Source organism: Streptomyces hokutonensis, from assembly GCF_000376565.1.
Lineage (GTDB): Bacteria > Actinomycetota > Actinomycetes > Streptomycetales > Streptomycetaceae > Streptomyces > Streptomyces hokutonensis.
Genome location: NZ_BARG01000050.1, coordinates 93,118 through 114,759 on the forward strand (window position 1 = coordinate 93,118; position 21,642 = coordinate 114,759).

Consider the following 21,642-nt stretch of genomic DNA (forward strand, 5'->3'; position numbering starts at 1 on the left):
GTCAGCCGTACCGGCGCAGCTCGTGGAAGAACCCGTCGACGACGCGCAGTTCGCCCCGTCGAGCCACTTCGTCGTGGACGAACCTGCCGACCGCGAGGTCCAGCACCCCCAGGCCGAAGGGCGAGAACACCACCGTGCGGTCCGCCGGTACGCTCACCCGCCCGGTCAGCACGTCGTCCAGCGTGCCGTCGATGAACTCCCGGCCCCCGGTGGCCTGTTCGGCCAGATGCGGTGAGGTGTCGGCTTTGAGACAGTGCTCGACGTCGTCCACGAAGTTCGCGGAGGCGAGCAGGATCGCCGGGTCGAGATCCCGCAACGACACGTGCAGGACCAGCGGATGGTGGTCGAACCAGGCCGGGTCGTGGATGTGCGGCGAGCCGGCGATGGTCGCGAAGACGAGCAGGTCGCTGGAGCGGACGAGGCCTTCGGCCTTGTCGTGTACGGTGATCCGGCCCTGGGCGCCCGACCGCTCCAGATACCCCCGGAACCCCTCCGCGCTGTCCGCGGACAGGTCGTACACGCCCGTCTCCTCGAACTCCCAGCCGGTGGCCCGGAGATGGGTGTGGATGTAGCGGGCGATCAGACCGGTCCCGACGAACCCGACCCGCAGCGGACGCGTCCGCCCCTGGCTGAGTTTCTCGGCCGCGAGCGCCGCCGAACTCGCCGTACGCGTCGCGCTGATCACCGAACTCTCCAGGCAGGCGTACGGATAACCGGTGTCGGGGTCGTTGAGGATCAGCACCGCCGAGGCCCTGGGCAGCCCCGAGCCGGTGTTCCCCGGGAAGCTGGAGATCCACTTCAGGCCGTCCACCCGCAGCGGCCCGCCCAGCGACGCGGGCAGCGCGATGATGCGGGACGAGGGGCGGTCCGGGAAGCGCAGGAAGTACGACGGCGGGTTCACGGAGTCGCCCGCGCCGTGCAGCCGGTAGGTGGCCTCCACCAGCTCGCCGATCTCCGACTCCCGCCCGGCGAGGGCCTGTTGGACCTGTTCGCCGCTGACGACCGCGAAGGAGGGAATGTCGAGTTCGCTCATGCCGCCCGCACCCCTCCCGTCGGCGCGCAGTCCGTGAGCCGTACCGGGTCGCCGAGTCCGGCGAGCACCTCGCGCGGGCCCTCGAAGGGATCCCGGCCGTGCGCGGTACGGATGTTGTCCACCAGCAGCAGATCCCCGGAGCGCCACGGTGTGCGCCGGACGTGTGCGTCGTAGGCCCCGTTGATGGCCGACACGATGTCCGCGTCGACCGGATCGCCGTTCCCGAAGCGGGTGTTGAAGGGCAGCGCGTCGGCGCCGTAGACGTCGATCAGGTACTCGCGGACCTCGGGCTCCATCGTCCACTCGTTCAGGAACGCGATCTGGTTGAACCAGCAGCGGCGGCCGGTGACCGGATGGCGGAGCACGGCGGCGCGGTGCTGCCGGGTGTGCAGCGAACCGTCGGACTGCCAGGCGAAGTCGATGCCCTGGGCCCGGCAGTAGCGCTCCACGACACTGCGGTCCTCGGTGCCGAAGGCCTCGGCGACCGACGCCCCGATCTCCTCGTGGTACGTGCGGGTCAGCAGCCAGCCCTCCCGCTCGAAGCGGTCCACCAGCGTGCTGGGCAGCGAGGTCAGGACGGCCTCGGCGTCGGCGACCGGGGTCGCGCCGCCCTCGGTCGGCGCGTCGAGGCAGGCGAAGAGCAGCAGTCCGGGGAAGTCCAGCGCGTAGCTCGACTCGTGGTGCAGACACATGGGCTGGTCGGTCGGCCACTTGGTGGCGGAGTACACGCCCTCCGCGTAGGTGCGGCGCGGCGCGAACGGCTCCCGGTCGGCCATCAGGGAGTCGGTCAGCCGCCGGAAGACGGTCTCGGCCCCGGCCGGGTCGGCGAGGCCGAGCCCCCGGACCAGGACGCAGCCGTGCTCGGCGACGACGGCCCGCAGCGCCGTACGGTGCCGGTCGGCCCAGCCGACCGGGTCCGCGCCGGCGTCGGCGTGCAGCAGCGGCGGACCGTCCGGGCTCAGGGTCACTGCGTGGAGAAGGGTCGCGGATGAGAGCGACATCTCGGTGTTCCTTTCGGTGGTGCTGTCGATCGTTCGGCCGGGGGTGCGGCGGGTCTCAGGAGGAGACCGGCGGTTCCAGCAGTCCGGCCAGGTCCGCGAGGACCGGGTGTCGGGTGACGTCCTTGAGGCTGATCGCCCGGTCGAGGGCGACCGCCAGCTTCACCGCGGCCAGCGAGGTGCCGCCGCGGTCGAAGAAGTGGTCCTGGCGGCCGATCCGGTCGGCCGGGATGCCCAGCACCACCGCCCAGGCGTCCGCCAGCCGGCGCTCGGCCGGTGTGCCGGGCCCCTCGCCGACCGCGTCCAGGTCACCGGCGAGCGCGGTGAGCGTCCGGCGGTCCGTCTTGCCGTTGGCGGTCAGCGGCAGCGACGCCCGCCAGTGCACGACCGACGGCACCATGTACGCGGGCAGCGACTCGGCGAGCCGTGCCCGCACGGCGTCGGCCTCGACGGGCCGCGCACCCGTGCAGAACGCCACCAGCTGCGTCCCGCGTACGACGACCACCGCGCCGTCCCTGACCCCGTCCACCCGCAGCAGCGCGTTCTCGATCTCGCCGATCTCGATGCGGAAGCCACGGATCTTCACCTGGCTGTCCCGGCGCCCCAGGAACTCCAGCTTGCCGTCGGGACGCCAGCGCCCGTGGTCGCCGCTGCGGTACAGCCGCTCACCGGGCCGGTACGGGTCCTCGGTGAAGGCCGCCGCCGTCCGCTCGGGATCGTTGACGTACCCCCGGCCCACGCACACTCCGGAGAACACGATCTCGCCGGGCGCCCCCAGCGGCACCGGCACCAGGTCCTCGTCGACGACGTACACCCGCACATTGCCCACCGGCCGGCCGAGCGGGACCCGGGGCCCGTCCGGCGCCCGGTCCATCACCTCGTGGTTGGTGTCGTCCGAAGTCTCGGTCAGGCCATAGGCGTTGACCAGCCGCACCCCGGGCCGCGCCGTGAACCAGCGCTCCACGAGCTCCTTCTTCACGGCCTCCCCGGTGACCGACACACAGCGCAGGTCGGGGAGTTGGCGCGGCTGCCGCTCCAACTCGGCCAGCACGGCCTCCAGATACGACGGCACGACCTGGAGCACATTGACCCGCCCCGCCTCGACCGTGTCGACGAACCGCGGCACGTCCAGGATCACGTCCTGCTCCACCAGCAGCGTCCGCCCGCCCACGAGCGGCGCGCAGACCAGCTGCCACAGCGAGATGTCGAAGCACTGGGGAGCGGTCTGCGCGACCACCTGCCCGGCCCCGATCCCCAGGTCGTCCAGCTTGGCGAAGACGTGGTTGAGGAACCCCGCGTGCTCGCACATCGCGCCCTTGGGCTCACCCGTGGAGCCCGACGTGAAGTAGATGTAGGCGAGTTGACCCGGCGAGACCTCGATCCCGAGGTCGCCGTCCGCGTGTCCCTCGGCGTAGGCCTCGCCGACGTAGAGCGCCCGGCCCGGCGCGTCCAGGGAACCGTCGCTGCCGTGCTCGGTCAGCACCAGTTCGCACCCGGCGCGGTCGAGCACCCGCGCCACGCGGTCGGCCGGGAAGTGCGGCTCGACGGGCAGATAGACCCCGCCCGCCTTGAACACGGCCAGTACGGCGGCCATCCAGTCCAGGTTGCGCTCAAGCACCACGGCGACCACACCCTCGCGGGTCAGACCGCGGGCCAGCATGGCCCGACTCAGTTGGTTCGCCCGGGAGTTGAGCTCCCGGTAGGTCCACTCACGGTCGCCCTGGACGGCGGCGACCGCGTCCGGGCACACCTCCACCATGTCCTCGAACAGCTCGTGCACCCGCCGGTCCGGCAGTTCCCGCCGGGGGCCCGCCAACTCCTCCAGCTGGAAACGGACTTCGGCCTCGGACAGCAGGCTCGTCCGCTTCGGATCGGTCAGGACCGTGACGTGATAGTCGGTGATACGGGCGGCGGCCTCGGCGTCCAGGACGTCGGTGCGGTACCGCAGCCGCAGCGTGCGGCCCGTGACGCTCACCTGCAGCGCCGGGTCCTCCTCGACGCTCTCCCCGGAGAGCGCGGCGAGCACGGTCGCATGGGCGGCCTTCAAAGCCGCGGGCTCGATCAACAGCCCTTCGGGCAGGGACACTTCGTACTCCGCCACACCGGGCACCGGAGCGAGCGTCCACCGCGGAATGATCTCCATCGTTCTCTTCCCCCCTGTTTCCTTCCCCCTGCGGCTGCGCCGTCAGGGAGTCATGTGCACGACGGCGCCGCGCTGGGCCACCGCCGGATTCCCGCCCCACCGCGACAGCGCGGGCATCTCCTCGCCCTTCATCAGGAACGAGTCGGCGGCGAGTACGGCCCCGTCACCCATCGACACCCCGTAGTGCACGAGCGCACCCACCCCGAGGGTGCAGCCGTTGCCGATGGTGATGAGCTCGGACTTGAACGTGCCGTCCTCCTGCGAGTGGGACTGCACCTTGGTGTGCGCCGACAGCGTGCAGTCGTCGCCGATCGCGGTGAGTGTGCGCTCGGTGATGTAGGCGCCGTCGTCGAAGACCCGCCGGCCCATGCGCACGCCCAGCAGCCGCCAGATCAGGTTCTTGAACGGCGTCCCGTTGAACACCTGGATGTAGTGGTCCGGCACCTTCCACAGCCGCTCGTGCCACCAGAAGTACGGGTCGTAGATCGAGCACAACTTGGGCTCCAGCGGCCGGAATCCGCCGACCAGGCGCTCCACCAGCACGTAGTACCCGGCGGTGAAGCCGAGCCCGAGCATCAGGGACGCGCCGATCAGCAGCCCCCCGCCGATCCCCTCGCCCCCGTACAGGTCGACGGCGGCGAAGCCGAGCACGGTCAGCGCGAACCAGTGCAGCCAGCGCAGGAACAGATACAGGCCCATCGAGCGCAGGTTGGCGCGGTTCTTCAGGGTCAGCCGGCGCTTCAGCTCGTCGCCCTCGCGCAGATGGTCGAAGCGGCTGTCCCGCTCCACCGAGCGCGGGATCTCGAAGCACGGCGAGCCCAACAGGCCCACGCCCTCCCGGACGTCGCCGTCGAGCGGCACCATCACCTTCGTGGCGAGCAGACAGTTGTCGCCGGTGCGGCCCCCGGAGGGGTAGGCGATGTTGTTGCCCAGGAAGTTGCGCGGCCCGATCGAGGCGTGCGAGAGCCGGAACGACGTACTGGAGAAGTCCGCGTTGACGATCGACAGACCGTCGGCGACCATCGTGCCGCTTCCCACACTGGCCAGATACGGCGTCTCGTGCTGCACCTCCGTACCGAAGTTGGAGCCGGTCTGCTCCACCTCGCCGAGGTCGTAGCCGATGGCCTTCAGATAGCCGACGATGTACGAGCTGTCGCCGCACAGCCACTTGAAGAACTTCAGGTTGGTCAGCCGGGCCACCGCGCGCTGCACCGAGTAGTGGAAGCCGTACAGCGGATACACCCGGTCCGGGCGCAGCAGCGGCCTGAGCAGCCTCGGCAGCAGGGACACGGAGGCGAAGCCGAGCACGACGAAGGCGACGAACGCCACCAGCGACAGACCCAGTGCCTCGCCGTAGAAGCGGGCCGAGTTGAGGTCCTTCTTGTTCGGGTCCAGCAAATGGTCGAGGGCCGGCACCACCGTCAGCACCATGTAGGTGCCGCCGAGCGCGAGCGGGACGTAGACCAGCACCATCTGCAGGAGCGCGACCAGGCCGTAGCCGAAGCGACGCGCCGTGGAGCAGTCCGCCGCCGGGATACGGACGTAGTCGACGTCCGTGGCCACCGCCGGTGAGCCGTGCGCCCGCCCGCCCGCCGGGACCCGCGCCTCGTCGTACAGGGCGGAGGAGTGGCCGAGTTGGGCGCCGTCGCCCATGACCGTGCCGATGTCGAGAACCGTCTTCTCGCCGACGTACACCCCGCTGCCGAGCGTGACCCGGCCGGTGCGGATACGGCCGGCGTGCGCCTGGTAGCAGAGGAAGAAGGAGTCCTTGCGGATGACCGTTCCGTCTCCGACGGTCAGGAGGTCGGTGCAGACCGGGACGGAGTGGGACAGGATCGTGACGCCCTTGCCGATCCTGGCGCCGAGGGCGCGCAGGTAGAGGACGTACAGCGGGTTGCCGGCGAACAGGATCATCGGGTTGGCGTGCAGCAGCGCCTTGACCGTCCAGAACCGGACATAGGCGAGGCTCCAGACCGGGAACTCGGTCTCCTTCCAGCGGCCGACGAGTACCCACTTGGCCACCACCGGCACCGTGCACACACCGATGAACACCGCGCCGCCGAATATCGCGGAACGCAGATAGACCTGCGCCACTCCGGAACCCCCGGAAACCCATTCGTAGCCGCGCCCGGTGACAAGTCCGGCGAGTGCGCAGTAGACCGCGAATACGAGGAACTGGAGCAACCCGCACAACAGATAGCGGCCCGTGCTGCCGGGCGGCGGAGGATCGGCGACGGCCGGCGCGGAAGGCTCGTCGGTGTCGGCGAGTGCCGCCGCGAGACTACGGATCGTCGGATTGCCGTAGACGTCCCGCATCGAGACCGACGGCAGGTCGTCGCGTTTCCTGACCCGGGCGCAGAAGTGCGCCATGACCAGCGAGTTGGCGCCCAGGTCGTCGAAGAAGTGACTGTCGAGCGGTATTGCTTCCTTGCGTACGACACCGGCCAGGACCTCTGCGAGAACGGTCTCGGTGCCGATGCCGGGTTTTCCCACCACGTGGCTCCTTGGTGCTGATCATTGTCTTTGAATTGCCAAAATCGCCAAAGACGAAAACGGCACACGCGAAACGGGTGGGGTGAAAGTGAATTTCTGGGACGGGGTCCCGGTCATGGACCCAATGTGATTTCCCCCGAGTCGTGTGCGCTGACGTCGTCCCAACGCGCGCAACGAATGCAGTCCGGATTATTTCTGGACATTCCGGAACGGGTCAAGGCCGTTCTGGGCAATGGCGCTTTTTCGACTTTGCGGGGTACGGGCAAGGTCAATCAGGATTGACGTACGAAGTCCTCACCGGGAAGCTCTCCAAAACAACCATTAAAATCTCGAATGCCAATTCGAATTCCGGACCGAAAAGTTTCGGCCATCGCGGGCATGACACGGCTGTCCAGCAGGTGCGCGGTCCTGGCCGACGCCCCCGGGGGATGAGTGCATCCCGGCGCGGCGGATACCTTTAGGGCGTGCAGTCAGCAAGTGAAACCCCCGAGCGGCCCACCGGCCGGTTCCACCGGGCGCGTGCCCTCTACCGGAACGTCTCCAAGCGCAGGACCGCCTGGCTGCTGGTCAAGGACACCGTCAACTCCTGCATGGAGTACCGCATCCTGGGCCTCGCGGCCGAGGCCGCGTTCTTCACGCTGCTGTCCGTCCCGCCGCTCCTGCTGAGCCTCATCGGCCTGCTCGGCTACGTCGACAGCTGGACCGGCGCCCACAGCATCGCCGGCCTGGAGAACAACATCCTGGAGGCGTCCCGCACCGTCCTGTCCGACAAGGGCGTGCACGAGATCGCCCAGCCGATCCTGCACGACGTGATGAAGGGCGGCCGGCCCGACGTCATCTCCATCGGCTTCCTCTTCGCCCTCTGGTCGGGCTCCCGCGCGGTCAACGTCTTCATCGACACCATCACCGTGATGTACGGCCTCGACGGAGTGCGCGGCATCGTCAAGACCCGGATCGTGTCCTTCGCGCTGTTCATCGCGGCCCTGCTGATCGGCTCGATCGCGCTGCCCCTCATGGTCGGGGGACCGGACGCCGTGGTGAACGTGGTGCCCTGGTCGGAGACGGTCGTGCAGGTCCTGTACTGGCCCGTAGTCATCGTCCTGTCCGTCGTCTTCCTCACGACGCTGTACCACGTCTCCGTCCCCGTCCGCTCCCCGTGGATCGAGGACGTGCCCGGCTCCCTGGTCGCCCTCGCCATGTGGGTCCTCGGCAGCTACCTCCTGCGCATCTACCTCACCGGCACGGTCGAGGGCCCCACCATCTACGGCTCCCTCGCCGCGCCCGTCGCCGTACTGCTGTGGATCGGCGTGTCCGCGTTCGCCGTACTCGTCGGGGCCGCCGTCAACGCGGCCATCGACCGGGTCTGGCCGGCCGCCGCGACGGCCGCCGCCCGCGCCGCCAACGAACGCCGGCACGAGGAGCAGGCCGCCGAGTACGTCGCCCGCATGGCCGCCGCCCGCACCCACGGCGGCGAGGACGACGAGGACTTCGACGACCCCGAGGACGGCGACATGCCCTCCGAGTTCCCGGAACGCTGGTCCCGCTTCCTGCCCCCGGAGGACGTCACGTCCCGGCTGCGCACCCACGCCAAGAGCACGCACAAGAACGGCGGGGACACACCGGGGCCGGTGAAGTAACGCTCCGCTGCTCCTTCCAGACGCTCGCTCACACCTTCCAGACGCCCGCCGCCGCAGCCTCCCGCGCGAACTCCGCGAAGTCGCGCGGCTCGCGCCCCAGCACCTCCTGAACCCCCTCGGAGAGGTACGAGTTGCGCCCGTCGAGCAGCGACTCGAACAGCTCCACCAGGAACTCGACCTCCCCGTCCGGCACCCCGAACCCGGCGAGATCGTCGCCGTACTGACGGGCCGACACCGCCCGGTACGTCAACGCCCGCCCCGCCGCCGCCGAGATCTCCGCGATCGCCTCCCCGAAGGTCAGCAGCCGCGGCCCGGACACCGTGAGCGCCTGCCCGGCATACCGGTCCCCGGACGTCACCGCGGCCACCACCACGTCCGCGATGTCCCGCACGTCGATGAACGGCTCCCGCACCTCACCGGCCGGGAACACCAGCTCCCCGCTCTCCCGCAGCCCCGCCACCAGCGGCCCCTCGCTGAAGTTCTGCGCGAACCACGCCGCCCGTACGACCGTCCAGTCCGCCCCCGACCCGCGCAGAGCCTCCTCGGTCGGCCGCGCCCGCTCCTCGCCCCGCGAGGACAGCAGCACCAGCCGCCGTACGCCCAGCGAGACCGCCTCACGCGCCAACATCCCCACCGCGCCGGGCGCGTCCGGCGCCCCGACGTCCGAGGGGTACACCAGGTACGCGGCATCGGCACCCCGCAGGGTGTCCGCCCACGTCGACCGGTCCGCCCAGTCGAAGCCCTGCGCCCGCGAGGCCTCCCGTACGGTCAGCCCCGCGGCCCGCGCGGCCTCCGCCACCCGGCGCCCCGTACGACCCGAAGCGCCCGTCACCACCAACGTCATGTCCCGTGCGTTCTCTGTCATGCCCTCCAGTCAACGCCCGCGCCCGGGCACGGACCATCGCTGAACGGCTCATTCCCATAAGCGCGCGTCTACGCTGGCCGTATGGACGCCCTGTCAGGCCTTCTGGAGGGTCCACGCGCGCGTGGCGCCTTCATGATCCGCGCGTGCTTCGACCCGCCGTGGGCCCTGCGCATCGAGGACCGCGCCCCGCTGACGGTCATGCTCATGGTCCGCGGCGACGCCTGGATCACCCCGGAGACGGGGGAGCGCGTGCGGTTGCGGGCCGGCGACCTCGCGATCGCGCGCGGCCCCGCCCCGTACACCTGCGGAGACGACCCGGACACACCCCCGCAGGCGCTGATCCTGCCCGGCGGCGAGTGCAGCTACCCCGACGGCACGTCCCTCAAGGGCTCGATGGACCTCGGCGTCCGCACCTGGGGCGACCGCCTCGACGGCTCCACGGTGATGCTCATCGGCACGTACCTCATGCGCGGCGAGATCAACGGCCGCCTCCTGGACGCGCTGCCACCCCTGCTCTCCCTCCCCTCCGAGGTCTGGGAGTGCCCGCTCACCCCGCTCCTCATGGAGGAGATAGTCCGCGACGAACCCGCCCAGGAAGTCGTCCTGGACCGCCTCCTGGACCTCCTGGTCATCGCCGCGCTGAGGGCCTGGTTCTCCCGCCCGGAGGCGGAGGCCCCGGCCTGGTACCGAGCGCTCGCGGACCCGGTGGTCGGCAGGGCCCTGCGCCTCCTCCAGGACGACCCCGCCCACCCCTGGACGGTCGCCTCCCTCGCCACCAAGGCCGCCGTCTCCCGCGCGGCCCTGGCCCGCCGCTTCACCGACCTCGTCGGCGAACCCCCGATGTCCTACCTCACCGCCTGGCGGCTCGCCCTCGCCGCGGACCGTCTCCGCGACACGGACGACACGATCGCCGCGATCGCGAGGGACGTGGGCTACGGCAGCGCGTTCGCGCTGTCCAGCGCCTTCAAACGGGTCTACGGCGTCAGCCCGCAGGAGCACCGGACGAGGGTGGGGTAGGGGCGGGTGTGCGGGGGCGTCGGACGCGGGCGCAGGGCAGCGACTCCGCCGGCCTCCTGATGGTCGGCGTAGCCTTTCCGGTGTGTACGTGGAGAGGGCGTCCCGGCTGCCCGGCGCGGTGGTCTGGAGCCGGACCGTCGAGGACCCCGCCGTAGGCCCGGTCCACCCCGTCCTGCCCGACGGCTGCATGGACCTCCTCTGGAACGAGGGCCGCCTGCTGGTCGCCGGCCCCGACACCCGCGCGTACGTCCCCGGGACCGAACCCGCCCACTGGGCCGGCCTCCGCTTCGCCCCCGGCACCGCCCCCACCTACCTGGGCGTCCCCGCACACGAACTCCGCGACCGCCGCGTCGACCTCACCGACCTCTGGCCCGCCACGACGGTACGGCGACTGCACGCCCGCCTCGCCACGGCCCCCGACCCGGCGACCGCCCTGGAGGACCTGGCACTGGAACGCGCCGCTCAGGCACCCCCACCCGACCCGCTGCTACGACACCTCGTCGCGGCCCTCGACACCGGCCGCCCCGTCGCCACCACCGCCGACGAACTCGGCCTCGGCGCCCGCCAGTTGCACCGCCGCTCACTGGCCGCCTTCGGCTACGGCCCCAAGACGCTCGCCCGAGTGCTGCGCCTCCAGCGCGCCCTCGCACTGGCCCGCGCCGGAGTCGCCTTCGCGGAGACGGCGGCCCGGTCCGGCTACGCGGACCAGGCCCATCTCGCCCGGGACGTCAAGGAGTTCGCGGGGATGCCGCTGGGTGAGCTGCTCGGCCGGACCGGCTAGGCGGGGTTCAGCGGCGCGAAGAGATCCACCCCGTTGCCGTCGGGATCGTGCACGACGGCGTACCGCTGCCCCCAGAACGCGTCCCACGGCTTGAGCTCCCCGTGGTGCCCGGCGCCGACCAACTCCTCGTACACCCGGTCGACTTCGGCGGCATCGTCGCAGAGCAGGGCGAGCGCGGCCCGGCCACTGCCCCCGGTGGGCGGCTGCCAACCCGCGTGGAACGAGCGGACGGTGTCCTCCGTGTCCAGCAACAGCCGCAGCCCGCCCTGCAGTTGGGCCTCGGCATGCGGCTGGCTCTCGGCACCCTCGGGGAACCCGAACCCGAGCCGACGGTAGAAGGCGACAGAGGCGGCCATGTCGGAGACGACCAGGCCGATCGCGTCGAATCGTGGAGTCATGGGGCCACGGTAGGCGGGGCCGGACGGCGGGTCTTGAACGAATCGGACACGTCCTCGCCCGGTGAAAGGATCCCGACGAACCACGAGTCCGCGGTGCGGCTCTTCCGGTAGAAGGTGTTCGGCTGCACCGGATCGCACAACGCGACCAGGACGTCACCCTCCCGCAGCGCCACGGCTCTCCGGAACGAACTGGTCCCGCTCGCCCTCGGACGGCTCACCCTGAACTCCAAGTCGTGAAGACCAGGGGCGAGTTCGGCGAACTTCGGTGCCTTGGCCGAGCGGGTCCGAAAGCAGATCTCCAGACCGTTCTCGCGGACGGACACGACACCCGCCCTGTCGGTGAAGCTGCGAACCGGCTCCCTGATCTCGGCGATCAGCAGGACCCCCGTCCTGCCGCGTTTCCGTATCCTGCGCAGGCGCCTCCTGGCCCGCCAGGGCATCCGCCTCACCTCATCGAGAGTGCTCACGGAGAGGGGCGCACCCCTCATGAGAACGTCACGGTTCCGCGAGGCGTGTTCACCGTGAAGGAGAGGCCCACCGGGCCCTCGGCCAGCGCCAGCTCCACGCCCACGGCGGACAGCAGCGGGCGGATCTCGTCCGGCGCCGGGGCGGTCGCGGTCAGCTCCAGCAGGGGCGCGACGGGCAGACCCGAGGCGGTCGTCGGATGGGGCGACGAACCCCAGTCGATCAGAAACGGCACCAGACCGGAGGGGTGTGCCGTGCTCCCGTCCGTGAGCCGCCACTCCAGCAGCGTGCCGTCCGGCCGGCGGCGGCTCATCGCGCGCACGGGCCCGGGGTCGTACCCCCGGGCGCGGGCCGCCGCGGCCGCCGCGTCAAGGTCGGGCGGACTGATCGCCCACGTCACGGTCCGGGCGTCGGACAGCCCGTCGACACCGAACGGTCGCGGCCCGGACGGCTCGTCCTGCTCCGGATCGGGACCGAGGATCTCCAAGTAGCGCGAACCACCAAGAGACACCAGGTAGTTGCGGGTCCCGAGCCCGACATGGGCACCGCCGGCCACCGGCGCGATACCCGTGCGCAGGGTGAAGTCCGCGACTGTCGCCGCCAGTTCGGGGGTCGCGAGGACGAGATGGTCCAGGCGTACGGGAACGGCATTCATCCCCACCTAGGCTACGCGGTGTACGGCAGGATGGCCCCATGATCCGTGCCGTGCGCGCCCTGCCGTTGTTGCTGTTGCTGCCCGCGCTGATGGTCGGCTGCGGTACGGAGAAGTCGCGCGCCGGTGCCGGAACCCCGAAGGCCTCGTCCTCCCCTTCGTCGCCCCCGTCCCCGGCGACGTTTGCCGAAATCGCCGCGCGCGCAAAGACGTTGGGCTTCGACCCCGACCTCGTCTACCTCATCGACCCGCCCGGATTCACCCTCGCCCAGCAGTCGGTGGGCGTGTCGGACGTGGGTCTCTCCGTGGCGTACATATCGCCGAAGAACGGTGCCGTGATCAACCTGCGCGTGGAGCCCGGCACGATGACCGACGCGAACTGCACGACGCAGGCGGTGACCACCGAGCACATGACCTGCGTACGCGACGGGAACGCCTGGTACCGCACCGGCGGGGGAGACGCCGAGTACGTGATGGCGGCGAAGGGCCACCTCGTGCACGTCGCCGCCGAGCAGGGCAAGGTGAGCCGCGAGATCCTGCGCGAATCGGCCCGGTCGCTGCGCCGCCCGTACGAGAGCGAACTCGCCGTGGTCCTCCCGCCCAGGGAATTCAACGACAGCGCGGGGACGGGGGGTTGAGCCCAAGCAGTGAAATAGGCTGCCCCGTATGGCCGCCGCACCCCGCCTCCTCGCCTTCACCCGCACCACCGCCTACCGCCACGACTCCATCCCGGCCGCCGTGACCGCCCTCCGCACCCTCGGCCCCTTCGAGGTCACCGCCACGGAGGACCCGGCGGCCTTCGAACACCCCCTGCACGACTACGCGGCCGTGGTCTTCCTCTCCACCAGCGGCGAGGTACTCACCCCGGCGGGCCGCGACCACCTCGCGGCCTACGTCGAGTCGGGCGGCGGCTTCGTCGGCGTCCACGCGGCGGCCTGCACCGAGTACGACTGGCCGTACTACGGCGACCTCCTCGGCGCCCGCTTCGACCGGCACCCCGCCTGCCAGCCCGGCAAGGCCGTGACCGAGGACCGCACCCACCCGGCCACCCGACACCTGCCCGCCGTATGGCAGTTCACCGACGAGTGGTACGACTTCCGCACCAACCCGCGGAGTTCGACCCACGTCCTCCTCTCCGCCGACGAATCCTCCTACGAGGGCGGCGGAATGGGCACCGACCACCCCCTGGCGTGGTGCCACGAGAAGGGCGAGGGCCGGGTCTTCTACACGGCCCTCGGCCACGCGGCGGAGGCCTACGAGGACGCCGACTTCCGCGCGCATCTGCTGGGCGGGATCAACTGGGCGGCGCGGCTGAGTTAGGCCCGCGCACCGCTCGCTGGGACGGCGGTCGCTCTCACCCGACCGGGCGCCACCGGAACCAGTGGTCGACCCCGTCGAACCGGTAGCGGTCGTCGCCGTCGTCGAACCGCACCTCGCCCACGAGTCGCCGAGCACCCTCCGGCGCCTGACGGTGCGTTGCGAGGAGCAGGTCCAGTTCGTCGTAGCGGGCGTCGATCCCTCCGAGGCCGGGATGCTCGTCGCCCCTGGGATCGGAGAGCTGGTACCTGATGAAGATCGCCCACTGCTCGCGCTCCATCGCCACCGCCGCCCCGCTCGCGGGCCACACGGCGTACACGTCGGCCTCGTCCCGGCGGTCGTACTCCCGGCCCTCGTAGGAGTGCGGGACGCCATCGACGAGCGCGACTCCCTTTCGCGGTCCGTCGTACCACTCCAAGTCCACATACGTGGGCTCGAAGCCGTCCGCGATCAACTGCTGCTTCTCCCATGACATGGCCATATCGCGGCAGGCTAGCGGCCGCCCGGCGCACCCGTGCTCGCCCGCTCCACCAACCGCGTCGACAACTCCGTCCGCGTGCTCTCCGGACGGTCCCCGTCCATCATGCGGACCAGGAGGCGCAGCGCCGTGGCCGCCATCTCCGACAGCGGTTGGCGGACCGTGGTCAGGGCCGGCGTCACCCAGCGGGCTTCGGGCAGGTCGTCGAAGCCGACCACGCTGATGTCGTCAGGGACGCTCAACTCCCTTTCCGCCAGGGCCTCGTAGACGCCGAGCGCCATGCGGTCGGAGCAGACGAAGACCGCCGTCGGGGGTTCGGGGAGGTCGAGGAGTTCGCGCATCCGGGTGCGGGCCATGGTCTGGTCGAAGCTGCCGTGGCGGATGTAGTCGGGGCGCACGGGCACTCCGGCGGAGGCGAGCGCGGAGCGGTAGCCGGCGACGCGGGCGCTGCTGCACATCTTGTGCCGGTGACCGGCGATCACGGCGATGCGTTCGTGGCCCAGGGACAGCAGATGCTCGGTCGCCGTCACCCCGCCGTGCCAGTTGGCCGCGCCGACCGACACCACACCCGGAGGTGGTTCCTGCACCGGGTCGATCATCACGAACGGGATGCGGTGCTGGTCGAGCCACGCGTACTGCGACGGCGTCAACTCCGCCAGATTGAACAGGACTCCGGAGGATCCTCTGCCAACGAGCTTGTCCAGCCAGCCCCGTTCGGGCCGGTCCGCCCGCGTCCGGGTCAGCCCGGCCGAGACCACCACCTCGAGCCCGGCCTCGTACGCCGCCTCCTCCACCCCGTGCAGCACCGCCCCCGACCAGGAACTCTCCAACGAGTGCACCACCAGGTCGACAAGGCCCGGCGCCTTGTTCGCGTCGAAGCGCGGCCGGCGCACATAACCGAGCCGCTCCAGCGCCTCCGTCACCCGCCGCCGGGTCTCCGGCGCCACGTCCTCCCGGCCGTTGACCACCTTCGACGCCGTCGGCACGGACACCCCGGCCTCGCGGGCCACGACCGCCAGCGTCGGCCCTGCCGTCATGCTCGCGCTCCCCGCACGGACCATCGGGAACCACCTCTCCAGCCCGCCCGAGGGCCATCGAAAGTTTCGACCAGCGCTGTTCCACGGCCCGACCACCAACCGATCAGAAAGCGCTTCCTACGATAGGTGCGCGTCAACACGGCGGGAAGACCAGGGAATTCACGCAATGACGGCGGCCCGATCTTTCGAAACCCCGAACAGCTCAGCGGGGCGGGGCGCACTCCAGGCGAAAGCCGCCGAAGTCGGCGGTGAACTCCGCACCGACCAGATCCACGGCAAGGATCCCGGCCATCGCCCCGGTGAAGCGCAACCGCGAGCCGTGGTCGTCGGAGAGGTGACTGAAGTCCAACACCGGCCCCACCGGCACGCGTTCACCGTCTCGGACGTACCAGAACCGCGCGTCGGCGCCGTCGACCGTCGCCCCCAGCGTCACCGGCGCCCCGAACTCGACCTCGACGACGGCCACTTCACGCGTGACATCCTCGTCCCGTTCCACCAGTCGCAGCACCGTACGCCCGCCGCCGTCCCGCCACTGCTGCCCGTGCTGCCCCGCACCCTCGGGCTCCGCCCAGGTCAGGTCCAGGCTCAGATACGCCTCGGCGCCGTACCAGAGCACCAGCCCCGCCGCCTGCGTGAACGTCGACGGCCTTGCCTCTACGGTGACTTCGGCCTCCGCCCGATGCTCCGTGATCCGCCGGGCGAGCAGACTGTGCGCCCAGCGCGACTCCGGCCCGTGCCGCCCGCGCAGCCGGATCCAGCCGGGGCGGGAGCTGGCGTCGGCCCAGGACGGGTCGGGGTATCCGCGTGGACCGTTCCAAGGCCACCCCAACGGCCCTTCGGAGTACGCGACTTGGTCGTGTGGTGCGACGGGGTGCGTCGACACGGCGACCTCCACCGCCGGATGCCACCCCCCGTCCCGCAGCCTCGGCCAACCCTCCGCGTCCCAAGTCACGGCCTGGATCGCCGTCTCCCGGCCCAGCGTGCACCGAGGCCCTGCGGGAGTCGCGACAGGCCGTGCCGCCAAGTGGCTCAACACCCAATCACCACCCGGCAGTTCGACCAGCTCGCCGTGGCCCGCCTTCTGCAACGGCACCGACGGATCGTCCCGGGACGTCAGCAGGGGACGGTCGTCCACCTCGTACGGACCGGTGACCGTACGGCCCCGCGCCACCAGTACCCCGTGCTCGAACCCGGTCCCGCCCTCCGCGAGCAGCAGGTAGTACCAATCGCCCCGCCGCACCAACTTCGGTCCCTCTACGAGCTGTTCGTGCTGGAGCAGAAGCTGGGTCGGGCCCGCCGGAGCGAGCGTGGACCGGTCCAACTCGGTCGCGACGATGCCCGCGAAGCGCCGGCCGCCGGGGCGGTGGTCGTTCTGCAGGTTGAGCAGCCACAGCCGGCCCTCGTCGTGGAACAGCGCCGGGTCGAAGCCGTGGCTCAGGACCCGTTGTGGAACGGTCCACTTCCCGCCGATGTCAGTGGCCGTGGTGACGTAGGTGTCGGCGTCGAAGTACGGCGTGCCGACCGAGCGGACGATCGAGTACGTCATCCAGAAACGCTCGCCGTCCCAGCTCAGCGAGGGCGCCCAGATGCCGCCGGAGTCCGGGACGCCCGCCAGCGACTCGCCGAGGACCGCGCCCCGGACATGGCCCGCGTACTCCCAGTGCGCGAGATCCCGCGAGCGGTGGATCGGGATCGTCGGGAACCACTCGAAGGAACTGGTCGCCGCGTAGTACCAGTCGCCGACCCTGACCATCGAGGGGTCGGGGGCGAAGCCGCGGACAACGGGGTTGTGCAGCAAGGTCACTTGAGGGCTCCCAGGGTGACGCCCGTGCGCCAGTAGCGCCGCATCGCCACCATCATCACGGCCATCGGCACGATCGACAGCAGCGCGCCGGTCAGGACCAGGCCGGTGAGGTCGACGCCCGACTCCAGGCGTTTGCCGGACCAGTTGTAGAGGCCGATGTTGAGGGTCCAGTTGTTCTCGCCGCGCAGGACGGTGAGGGGGAGGAAGAAGGCGTTCCAGGTGTTCACGAACGCGAGCAGGAACACTGTGGCACCGCCCGTCGTCATCATCCGCAGCACGATGCTGAAGAAGATACGGAGTTCGCCCGCGCCGTCCAGGCGGGCCGCTTCGAGGAGTTCGAAGGGGATCGTGGCCTCGGTGTACACCTTGGCGAGGTAGACGCTGAACGGGTTGATCAGGCAGGGGATCAGCATCGCCCAGGGGGTGTCGACCAGGCCGATCTTCGAGAACATCAGGTACAGCGGCAGCGTGAGCAGTGCGATCGGGATCAGGAACGAACCCACCACGCACGCGAACACCGCGCTGCGGCCCGGGAATTCGAAGCGTGCGAGGCCGTAGCCCGTCGCGAGGGCGATGAGCGTGCCGCCGAGGGAGCCGACTCCCGCGTACAGGAAGGAGTTCGCGGTCCAGCGCAGGAAGATGCCGTTCTCGTAGGTGAAGACCTGACGCACGTTGGCCCACAGGTGCATGCCGGAGAACCACAGGCCGTTGCTCTGGTACAGGCCCGTGCGGTTCTTGGTCGCGGCGACGATCAGCCACCACACCGGGAACAGGCTGTAGGCGCTCGCCAGGACCAGACCGACGAGCAGGAAGCGCTGGCCGCCACGTGAACGGGTTGCCGGGTCAGGCTTGTTGAGACGCCGGACCTGATGAGCTGTCCGGCGGTCCTCGGTGAGGGTCATGCGTCGGCCTCCTTCGCGGTGAGCCGGTAGAAGAGGAAAGAGGCGAGGCCGAGGATGAGGGCGAGGAGGACCGAAAGGGCCGCCGCGTAGTGGTAGTTGCCCGCGTTGAACGCCTGGTTGTAGATGATCATGATGGGTGTGAAGTTGTCGTTCACCGTCTGCGGGGTGACGTTCCGGAACAGCGCCGGCTCGTTGAAGATCTGCAGCATCTGGATGATGGAGAGCATGCCGGTCAGCACCAACGCCCCGCGTACGTAAGGGATTTTGATGCTGAGGGCGACCCGGAACTCGGAGGCGCCGTCGAGCCGAGCCGCCTCGAAGAGGTCGCGGGGCACGCCCTGGAGCGCCGAGTAGATGATGACCATGTTGTAACCGATGCCGTGCCAGGTCAGCAGGTTGCCGATGGACGGCCACACCATCGAGGGCGCGAAGAAGTTCCAGGACAGGCCGAAGACCTTGCCCAACGGGGTCAAGGGGCCGACGTCCGGGCTGTACAGGTTGATCCACACGATCGCCGCGACCACCCCGGGGATCATGTACGGCACCAGGAGCAGGATGCGGAAGCGGCCCGCGACCTTCGAGGACAGCGCGTCCAGGAACAGTGCGAGCAGCAGGCTGACGAGCAGCATCACCGGGATCTGCACGCAGGCGAACAGCACCACGCGCAGCACCGAGTTCATGAACGCCGAGTCGGTCAGGCCCTGTTGGTAGTTGTGGAGGCCGGAGAACCTCTCTGTGGAGCCGCCGAGGCCGAGCCCGGACTGGTGCTCCACGAACAGCGACTCGTAGACGGCGTACCCGATCGGTATCAGGTAGAGGAACACGAAACCGAGCTGGAAGGGCACCGTGAACGCGGCACCCTTCCAGCGCTGGGAGCGAATCATCGGTGCTGCCTCAGCCCTTGACGCTGATACCGCGGGACTTCAGGTCCTTGACCGTCCACTCCTGCATGTGGGCCAGCAGATCGGTGACCTTCTCCTCCTTGTTCATCACCTTCGCCCAGCCCGTCTGGAGTTCGGTGAACATGGCGGTCCAGTCCGGGCCGAACACCCAGTCCGAGGTGACCGTGTTCAGGCTGTCGGTCACGACCTTCTTCGCGGGCTCGTAGTTCGTGCCGAGCAGCTTGTCGGAGATCGCCTCGGCGACATACGCGTTGCTGTCCGCGAGGGCCGGCATCACACCGTTGCCGGTGGTCGGGCTCGCCATCGTCTTCACCGCGCCGGTATTGGTCGACATCCACAACGCGGCCTCGGCGGCCTGCTGTTGGTGCGCGCACTGCTTGGTCACCAGGGTGACGCCGCCGCTCTGGTTGGTCCCGGCCGGTGTCTTGGCGGCCTCGCCCGGATAGGTCGGCCAGGGCGAAAGCGCCCACTTCCCGTCGGACTTGGTGAAGTTCTGCACCATGCCCGCCATCTGCCAGGTGGAGATCTGGCGGGTCGCGGTGCCGCCGTTGTCGTAGTTGCGCTGTACGGCCGCGTAGTCGGCGAACGACAGCTTGGAGGCGAGGTCGTTGTCGACGATGTCCTGGATCACCTTGGCCGCCTTGAGACTGCCCGCGTCCTGGAAGTCCACCTTCCAGGAGTTGCCGTCGATGGCGTACCAGTGCGCCCCGGCCTGCATGGAGAGCACCTCCAGGGTGCTCGGGTCCTCACCGGCGTAGTTGGTGATCTTGATGCCGTGCTTCTTCAGCACCTTGCCCGCCGCGATGAACTCGTCCCAGGTCGTGGGCGCCTTCAGCCCGTACTTCTGGAAGATGTCGGTGCGGTAGATCGTGAAGGCCGGGGCCGAACTGGTCGGCACGCCATAGGACTTGCCCTGCACCTGCGCACTGGCCCAGGCGCCCGCGTTGAACTTGTCCTTGTCGGCGGAGACGTACTTGGTGATGTCGGCGAGCGCGCCCTGCGAGACCCAGGTGGTCACGTACTCCGCCGTGTTCTGCACCAGGCAGGGCGCGTTGCCGGCCTTGACCGCGTTGGTGAGCTGTTTCTGCATCGTCAACTGGTCGGTGACCTTGGTGTACTTGAGCTTGATGTCCTTGTGAGCGGCGTTGAACGCCTTCACTACGGCGTCCTGTCCGTTGGCCCAGCCCCAGAAGGGGAGGGTGACCGGGCCGGAGGACGTCTTGTCTCCCGAGCCGGATCCGCCGCAGGCGGAGAGCAGACCTGTCAGTGCGAGGCCCGCGACGGCTGCCCGAGCGAACCTTCTCCGGGGGCTGGTGAAGTTCATCAGACCGTGTTCCTTCGGAAGAGAAGAGGTAGAAACCGGTTGCTTGGAAGGTAGACATCGGGGGCTGTTCGGAGCAAGAGGTGTGCAGCGACTTGTTTCGACAGCCCAGGACAGACCTCGTCCGGCCTGGGGATTTGAAGAGAAACCGGTTACGTAACGCCCTGGTTCCGTGTGCTTCCGTGGGCTTTCCGCGTGCTGGACTAGTCCCGGCGGGCGGGCGGTCGTACCGAGTTCCGTACGACGACATGGGTGCCCAGCACCAGATGGTCGCCGTCGCTCCCCCTGCGCCGGCCCGTGCCGCCGCCCTCGCGCCGGTCCGCCACCGCGCGCAGCGCGACCCGGCCCATCTCCTCGTACGGGACGTGCACGGTGGTCAGCTGAGGGGTGAGCTGGGAGGCCAGCGGGATGTCGTCGTAGCCGACGATCGACACGTCCTCGGGAACACGCAGGCCTCCCGCGCGCAGCGCCTGCATGGCACCCGCGGCGACCACGTCGGTGCCCGCGAGCACCGCCGTGAAGTCCACCCCTCCCTTCAGACTGTCCTCGACCGCCTCGTACCCGTGCTCGTAGTCGTACGGACCGTGCCGCACCATCCCCGGGTCGAACGGCACGCCGTACGCCTCGAAGGCCCGTTGCGCGCCCCTCAACCGGCCCTGTGCCGTGGTGAGTTCGGCGTGCCCGGGCAGCAGCAGGACTCTGCGGTGGCCGGCCGAGAGGAGGTGGCTGGCCATGGCGTAGGCGCCGCCCTCGTTGTCGTAGTCGACCGTAGTGGCCGGTACGTCGCCCTCCAGCGGCGGGCGGCCGACGAGCACGAGGTGCGAGCCGGCCGCGTCCAGGGAGCGGGCGAAGCGGGCCATGCGCAGCTGGTACTCGTCGACGTCGTAGGCGCCGCCCAGCAACACCACGGCGGCGACGCCCTGTTGGCGCATGAGGTTGACCAGCGCGAGTTCGCGCTCCGGGTCGTCGCCGGTGGTGCCGACCAGGGAGAGCCAGCCGCGCAGCGTGGCCGCGCCCTCGACTCCCTTGGCCACATGGGCGAATGCCGCGCCGGTGATGTTGTTGATGAGGATCGCCACGGTCGGTGTGCCGCCGCCGGCCAGGGAACGGGCGTGCGCGTTGGTGACGTAGTCGAGGTCGCCGACGACCTTCATCACCCGGCGGCGCAGCTCCTCCGACACCGGATAGTTGCCGGACAGCACGCGCGAGACGCTCGCCACCGAGACCCCGGCGCGCTCCGCCACGTCCCGGATCGTGGCCCGGCCGACGTCGCCCGACGTCTTGCGCTGACTCACCGTGGCGACTCCTTCGCGGTATCGGCGTTCCCGCCGGGCGCGCGAGGCCCTGCTCCCGCGCCGGTCCGGAAACCGTATCCCATCGTTGTTCCAGGCAGGAGGCC

General features: G+C 70.0%; 20 protein-coding genes. 5 read left to right on the forward strand and 15 right to left on the reverse strand.

Going from position 1 to position 21,642, the window contains the following annotated elements:
* Position 1: 1 nt before the first annotated feature.
* Genes sbnB through SSP08S_RS30810 form a run of 4 tightly spaced genes read right to left on the reverse strand, consistent with a single transcriptional unit; the run spans position 2 to position 6,667 of the window.
* Entirely contained in the window at positions 2–1,033 is a 1,032-nt protein-coding gene (gene sbnB, locus SSP08S_RS30795) for a 2,3-diaminopropionate biosynthesis protein SbnB (RefSeq protein ID WP_019071505.1), read from the reverse strand.
* Positions 1,030–2,034: a TauD/TfdA family dioxygenase gene (locus SSP08S_RS30800; RefSeq protein WP_019071506.1), complete on the reverse strand. Its 1,005-nt coding sequence runs from the start codon at positions 2,032–2,034 to the stop codon at positions 1,030–1,032. The genes sbnB and SSP08S_RS30800 overlap by 4 nt, the downstream gene beginning before the upstream one ends.
* 55 nt (positions 2,035–2,089) lie before the next feature.
* Positions 2,090–4,174 carry a non-ribosomal peptide synthetase gene (locus tag SSP08S_RS30805; protein WP_019071507.1) on the reverse strand — a complete coding sequence of 695 codons (2,085 nt, stop codon included), beginning with the start codon at positions 4,172–4,174 and terminating at the stop codon, positions 2,090–2,092.
* A gap of 42 nt (positions 4,175–4,216) precedes the next feature.
* Positions 4,217–6,667, reverse strand: a complete 2,451-nt coding sequence (locus tag SSP08S_RS30810) for a Pls/PosA family non-ribosomal peptide synthetase (protein ID WP_019071508.1) — start codon at positions 6,665–6,667, stop codon at positions 4,217–4,219.
* 464 nt (positions 6,668–7,131) lie between these two features.
* On the opposite strand from SSP08S_RS30810, the gene SSP08S_RS30815 reads away from it, so the two are divergent.
* Positions 7,132–8,304, forward strand: a complete 1,173-nt coding sequence (locus SSP08S_RS30815; protein ID WP_019071509.1) for a YihY/virulence factor BrkB family protein — start codon at positions 7,132–7,134, stop codon at positions 8,302–8,304.
* 28 nt (positions 8,305–8,332) lie between these two features.
* Here the strand turns inward: SSP08S_RS30815 and SSP08S_RS30820 are convergent, their stop codons facing one another.
* A complete protein-coding gene (locus SSP08S_RS30820) occupies positions 8,333–9,169 on the reverse strand; it encodes an NmrA family NAD(P)-binding protein (protein WP_019071510.1) in 837 nt (278 codons plus the stop codon).
* An 81-nt stretch (positions 9,170–9,250) separates the two neighbouring features.
* On the opposite strand from SSP08S_RS30820, the gene SSP08S_RS30825 reads away from it, so the two are divergent.
* Both SSP08S_RS30825 and SSP08S_RS30830 read left to right on the forward strand, forming a co-directional pair.
* Complete coding sequence (locus SSP08S_RS30825) at positions 9,251–10,186, forward strand: AraC family transcriptional regulator (RefSeq protein WP_026178972.1); 936 nt, start codon at positions 9,251–9,253, stop codon at positions 10,184–10,186.
* A gap of 82 nt (positions 10,187–10,268) precedes the next feature.
* Positions 10,269–10,967 carry a helix-turn-helix domain-containing protein gene (locus tag SSP08S_RS30830; RefSeq protein WP_019071512.1) on the forward strand — a complete coding sequence of 233 codons (699 nt, stop codon included), beginning with the start codon at positions 10,269–10,271 and terminating at the stop codon, positions 10,965–10,967.
* On the opposite strand, the gene SSP08S_RS30835 is transcribed toward SSP08S_RS30830, so the two are convergent.
* From SSP08S_RS30835 to SSP08S_RS30845, 3 genes are read right to left on the reverse strand one after another with little or no spacing between them, the layout of a single operon-like run.
* Positions 10,964–11,365 (reverse strand): VOC family protein, encoded by a 402-nt coding sequence (locus tag SSP08S_RS30835; RefSeq protein WP_019071513.1) that lies wholly within the window; start codon positions 11,363–11,365, stop codon positions 10,964–10,966. The two genes, SSP08S_RS30830 and SSP08S_RS30835, sit on opposite strands and share 4 nt — an antisense overlap.
* Positions 11,362–11,832, reverse strand: a complete 471-nt coding sequence (locus SSP08S_RS59650) for a hypothetical protein (protein ID WP_174479420.1) — start codon at positions 11,830–11,832, stop codon at positions 11,362–11,364. The genes SSP08S_RS30835 and SSP08S_RS59650 overlap by 4 nt, the downstream gene beginning before the upstream one ends.
* 17 nt (positions 11,833–11,849) lie before the next feature.
* Positions 11,850–12,485 carry a VOC family protein gene (locus tag SSP08S_RS30845; protein ID WP_019071515.1) on the reverse strand — a complete coding sequence of 212 codons (636 nt, stop codon included), beginning with the start codon at positions 12,483–12,485 and terminating at the stop codon, positions 11,850–11,852.
* Between the two features lie 38 nt (positions 12,486–12,523).
* Here SSP08S_RS30845 and SSP08S_RS56195 point away from each other — a divergent pair, with 38 nt between their 5' ends.
* The gene (locus SSP08S_RS56195; RefSeq protein WP_019071516.1) at positions 12,524–13,120 is read left to right on the forward strand and encodes a hypothetical protein; all 597 of its coding nucleotides are present in this window, start codon (positions 12,524–12,526) and stop codon (positions 13,118–13,120) included.
* Positions 13,121–13,148: 28 nt separating this feature from the next.
* Entirely contained in the window at positions 13,149–13,802 is a 654-nt protein-coding gene (locus tag SSP08S_RS30855; RefSeq protein ID WP_019071517.1) for a ThuA domain-containing protein, read from the forward strand.
* A gap of 34 nt (positions 13,803–13,836) precedes the next feature.
* On the opposite strand, the gene SSP08S_RS30860 is transcribed toward SSP08S_RS30855, so the two are convergent.
* The 7 genes from SSP08S_RS30860 to SSP08S_RS30890 all read right to left on the reverse strand — a co-directional run bounded on the left by SSP08S_RS30860 (position 13,837) and on the right by SSP08S_RS30890 (position 21,538).
* Complete coding sequence (locus SSP08S_RS30860) at positions 13,837–14,280, reverse strand: hypothetical protein (protein ID WP_019071518.1); 444 nt, start codon at positions 14,278–14,280, stop codon at positions 13,837–13,839.
* Between the two features lie 11 nt (positions 14,281–14,291).
* Positions 14,292–15,338: a LacI family DNA-binding transcriptional regulator gene (locus SSP08S_RS30865; RefSeq protein ID WP_026178973.1), complete on the reverse strand. Its 1,047-nt coding sequence runs from the start codon at positions 15,336–15,338 to the stop codon at positions 14,292–14,294.
* A gap of 178 nt (positions 15,339–15,516) precedes the next feature.
* On the reverse strand, positions 15,517–17,118 hold the full coding sequence (locus tag SSP08S_RS30870) for a glycoside hydrolase family 43 protein (protein ID WP_019071520.1): 1,602 nt from the start codon (positions 17,116–17,118) through the stop codon (positions 15,517–15,519).
* Positions 17,115–18,020, reverse strand: a complete 906-nt coding sequence (locus SSP08S_RS30875) for a carbohydrate ABC transporter permease (protein ID WP_019071521.1) — start codon at positions 18,018–18,020, stop codon at positions 17,115–17,117. Before SSP08S_RS30875 ends, SSP08S_RS30870 begins: the two co-directional genes overlap by 4 nt.
* Positions 18,017–18,904, reverse strand: coding sequence for a carbohydrate ABC transporter permease (locus tag SSP08S_RS30880; protein ID WP_019071522.1), 888 nt, complete (start codon positions 18,902–18,904; stop codon positions 18,017–18,019). Before SSP08S_RS30880 ends, SSP08S_RS30875 begins: the two co-directional genes overlap by 4 nt.
* A gap of 10 nt (positions 18,905–18,914) precedes the next feature.
* Positions 18,915–20,246 (reverse strand): ABC transporter substrate-binding protein, encoded by a 1,332-nt coding sequence (locus tag SSP08S_RS30885; protein ID WP_019071523.1) that lies wholly within the window; start codon positions 20,244–20,246, stop codon positions 18,915–18,917.
* A gap of 200 nt (positions 20,247–20,446) precedes the next feature.
* Positions 20,447–21,538: a LacI family DNA-binding transcriptional regulator gene (locus tag SSP08S_RS30890; RefSeq protein ID WP_019071524.1), complete on the reverse strand. Its 1,092-nt coding sequence runs from the start codon at positions 21,536–21,538 to the stop codon at positions 20,447–20,449.
* Between the last annotated feature and the right edge of the window lie 104 nt (positions 21,539–21,642).

Coding starts and splice junctions, on each gene's coding strand:
- sbnB (WP_019071505.1), bottom strand. CDS start 1,033: ATGAGCGAACTCGACATTCCCTCCTTCGCGGTCGTCAGCGGCGAACAG.
- SSP08S_RS30800 (WP_019071506.1), bottom strand. CDS start 2,034: ATGTCGCTCTCATCCGCGACCCTTCTCCACGCAGTGACCCTGAGCCCG.
- SSP08S_RS30805 (WP_019071507.1), bottom strand. CDS start 4,174: ATGGAGATCATTCCGCGGTGGACGCTCGCTCCGGTGCCCGGTGTGGCG.
- SSP08S_RS30820 (WP_019071510.1), bottom strand. CDS start 9,169: ATGACAGAGAACGCACGGGACATGACGTTGGTGGTGACGGGCGCTTCG.
- SSP08S_RS30825 (WP_026178972.1), top strand. CDS start 9,251: ATGGACGCCCTGTCAGGCCTTCTGGAGGGTCCACGCGCGCGTGGCGCC.
- SSP08S_RS30835 (WP_019071513.1), bottom strand. CDS start 11,365: ATGACTCCACGATTCGACGCGATCGGCCTGGTCGTCTCCGACATGGCC.
- SSP08S_RS30845 (WP_019071515.1), bottom strand. CDS start 12,485: ATGAATGCCGTTCCCGTACGCCTGGACCATCTCGTCCTCGCGACCCCC.
- SSP08S_RS56195 (WP_019071516.1), top strand. CDS start 12,524: ATGATCCGTGCCGTGCGCGCCCTGCCGTTGTTGCTGTTGCTGCCCGCG.
- SSP08S_RS30855 (WP_019071517.1), top strand. CDS start 13,149: ATGGCCGCCGCACCCCGCCTCCTCGCCTTCACCCGCACCACCGCCTAC.
- SSP08S_RS30860 (WP_019071518.1), bottom strand. CDS start 14,280: ATGGCCATGTCATGGGAGAAGCAGCAGTTGATCGCGGACGGCTTCGAG.
- SSP08S_RS30865 (WP_026178973.1), bottom strand. CDS start 15,338: ATGGTCCGTGCGGGGAGCGCGAGCATGACGGCAGGGCCGACGCTGGCG.
- SSP08S_RS30875 (WP_019071521.1), bottom strand. CDS start 18,020: ATGACCCTCACCGAGGACCGCCGGACAGCTCATCAGGTCCGGCGTCTC.
- SSP08S_RS30880 (WP_019071522.1), bottom strand. CDS start 18,904: ATGATTCGCTCCCAGCGCTGGAAGGGTGCCGCGTTCACGGTGCCCTTC.
- SSP08S_RS30885 (WP_019071523.1), bottom strand. CDS start 20,246: ATGAACTTCACCAGCCCCCGGAGAAGGTTCGCTCGGGCAGCCGTCGCG.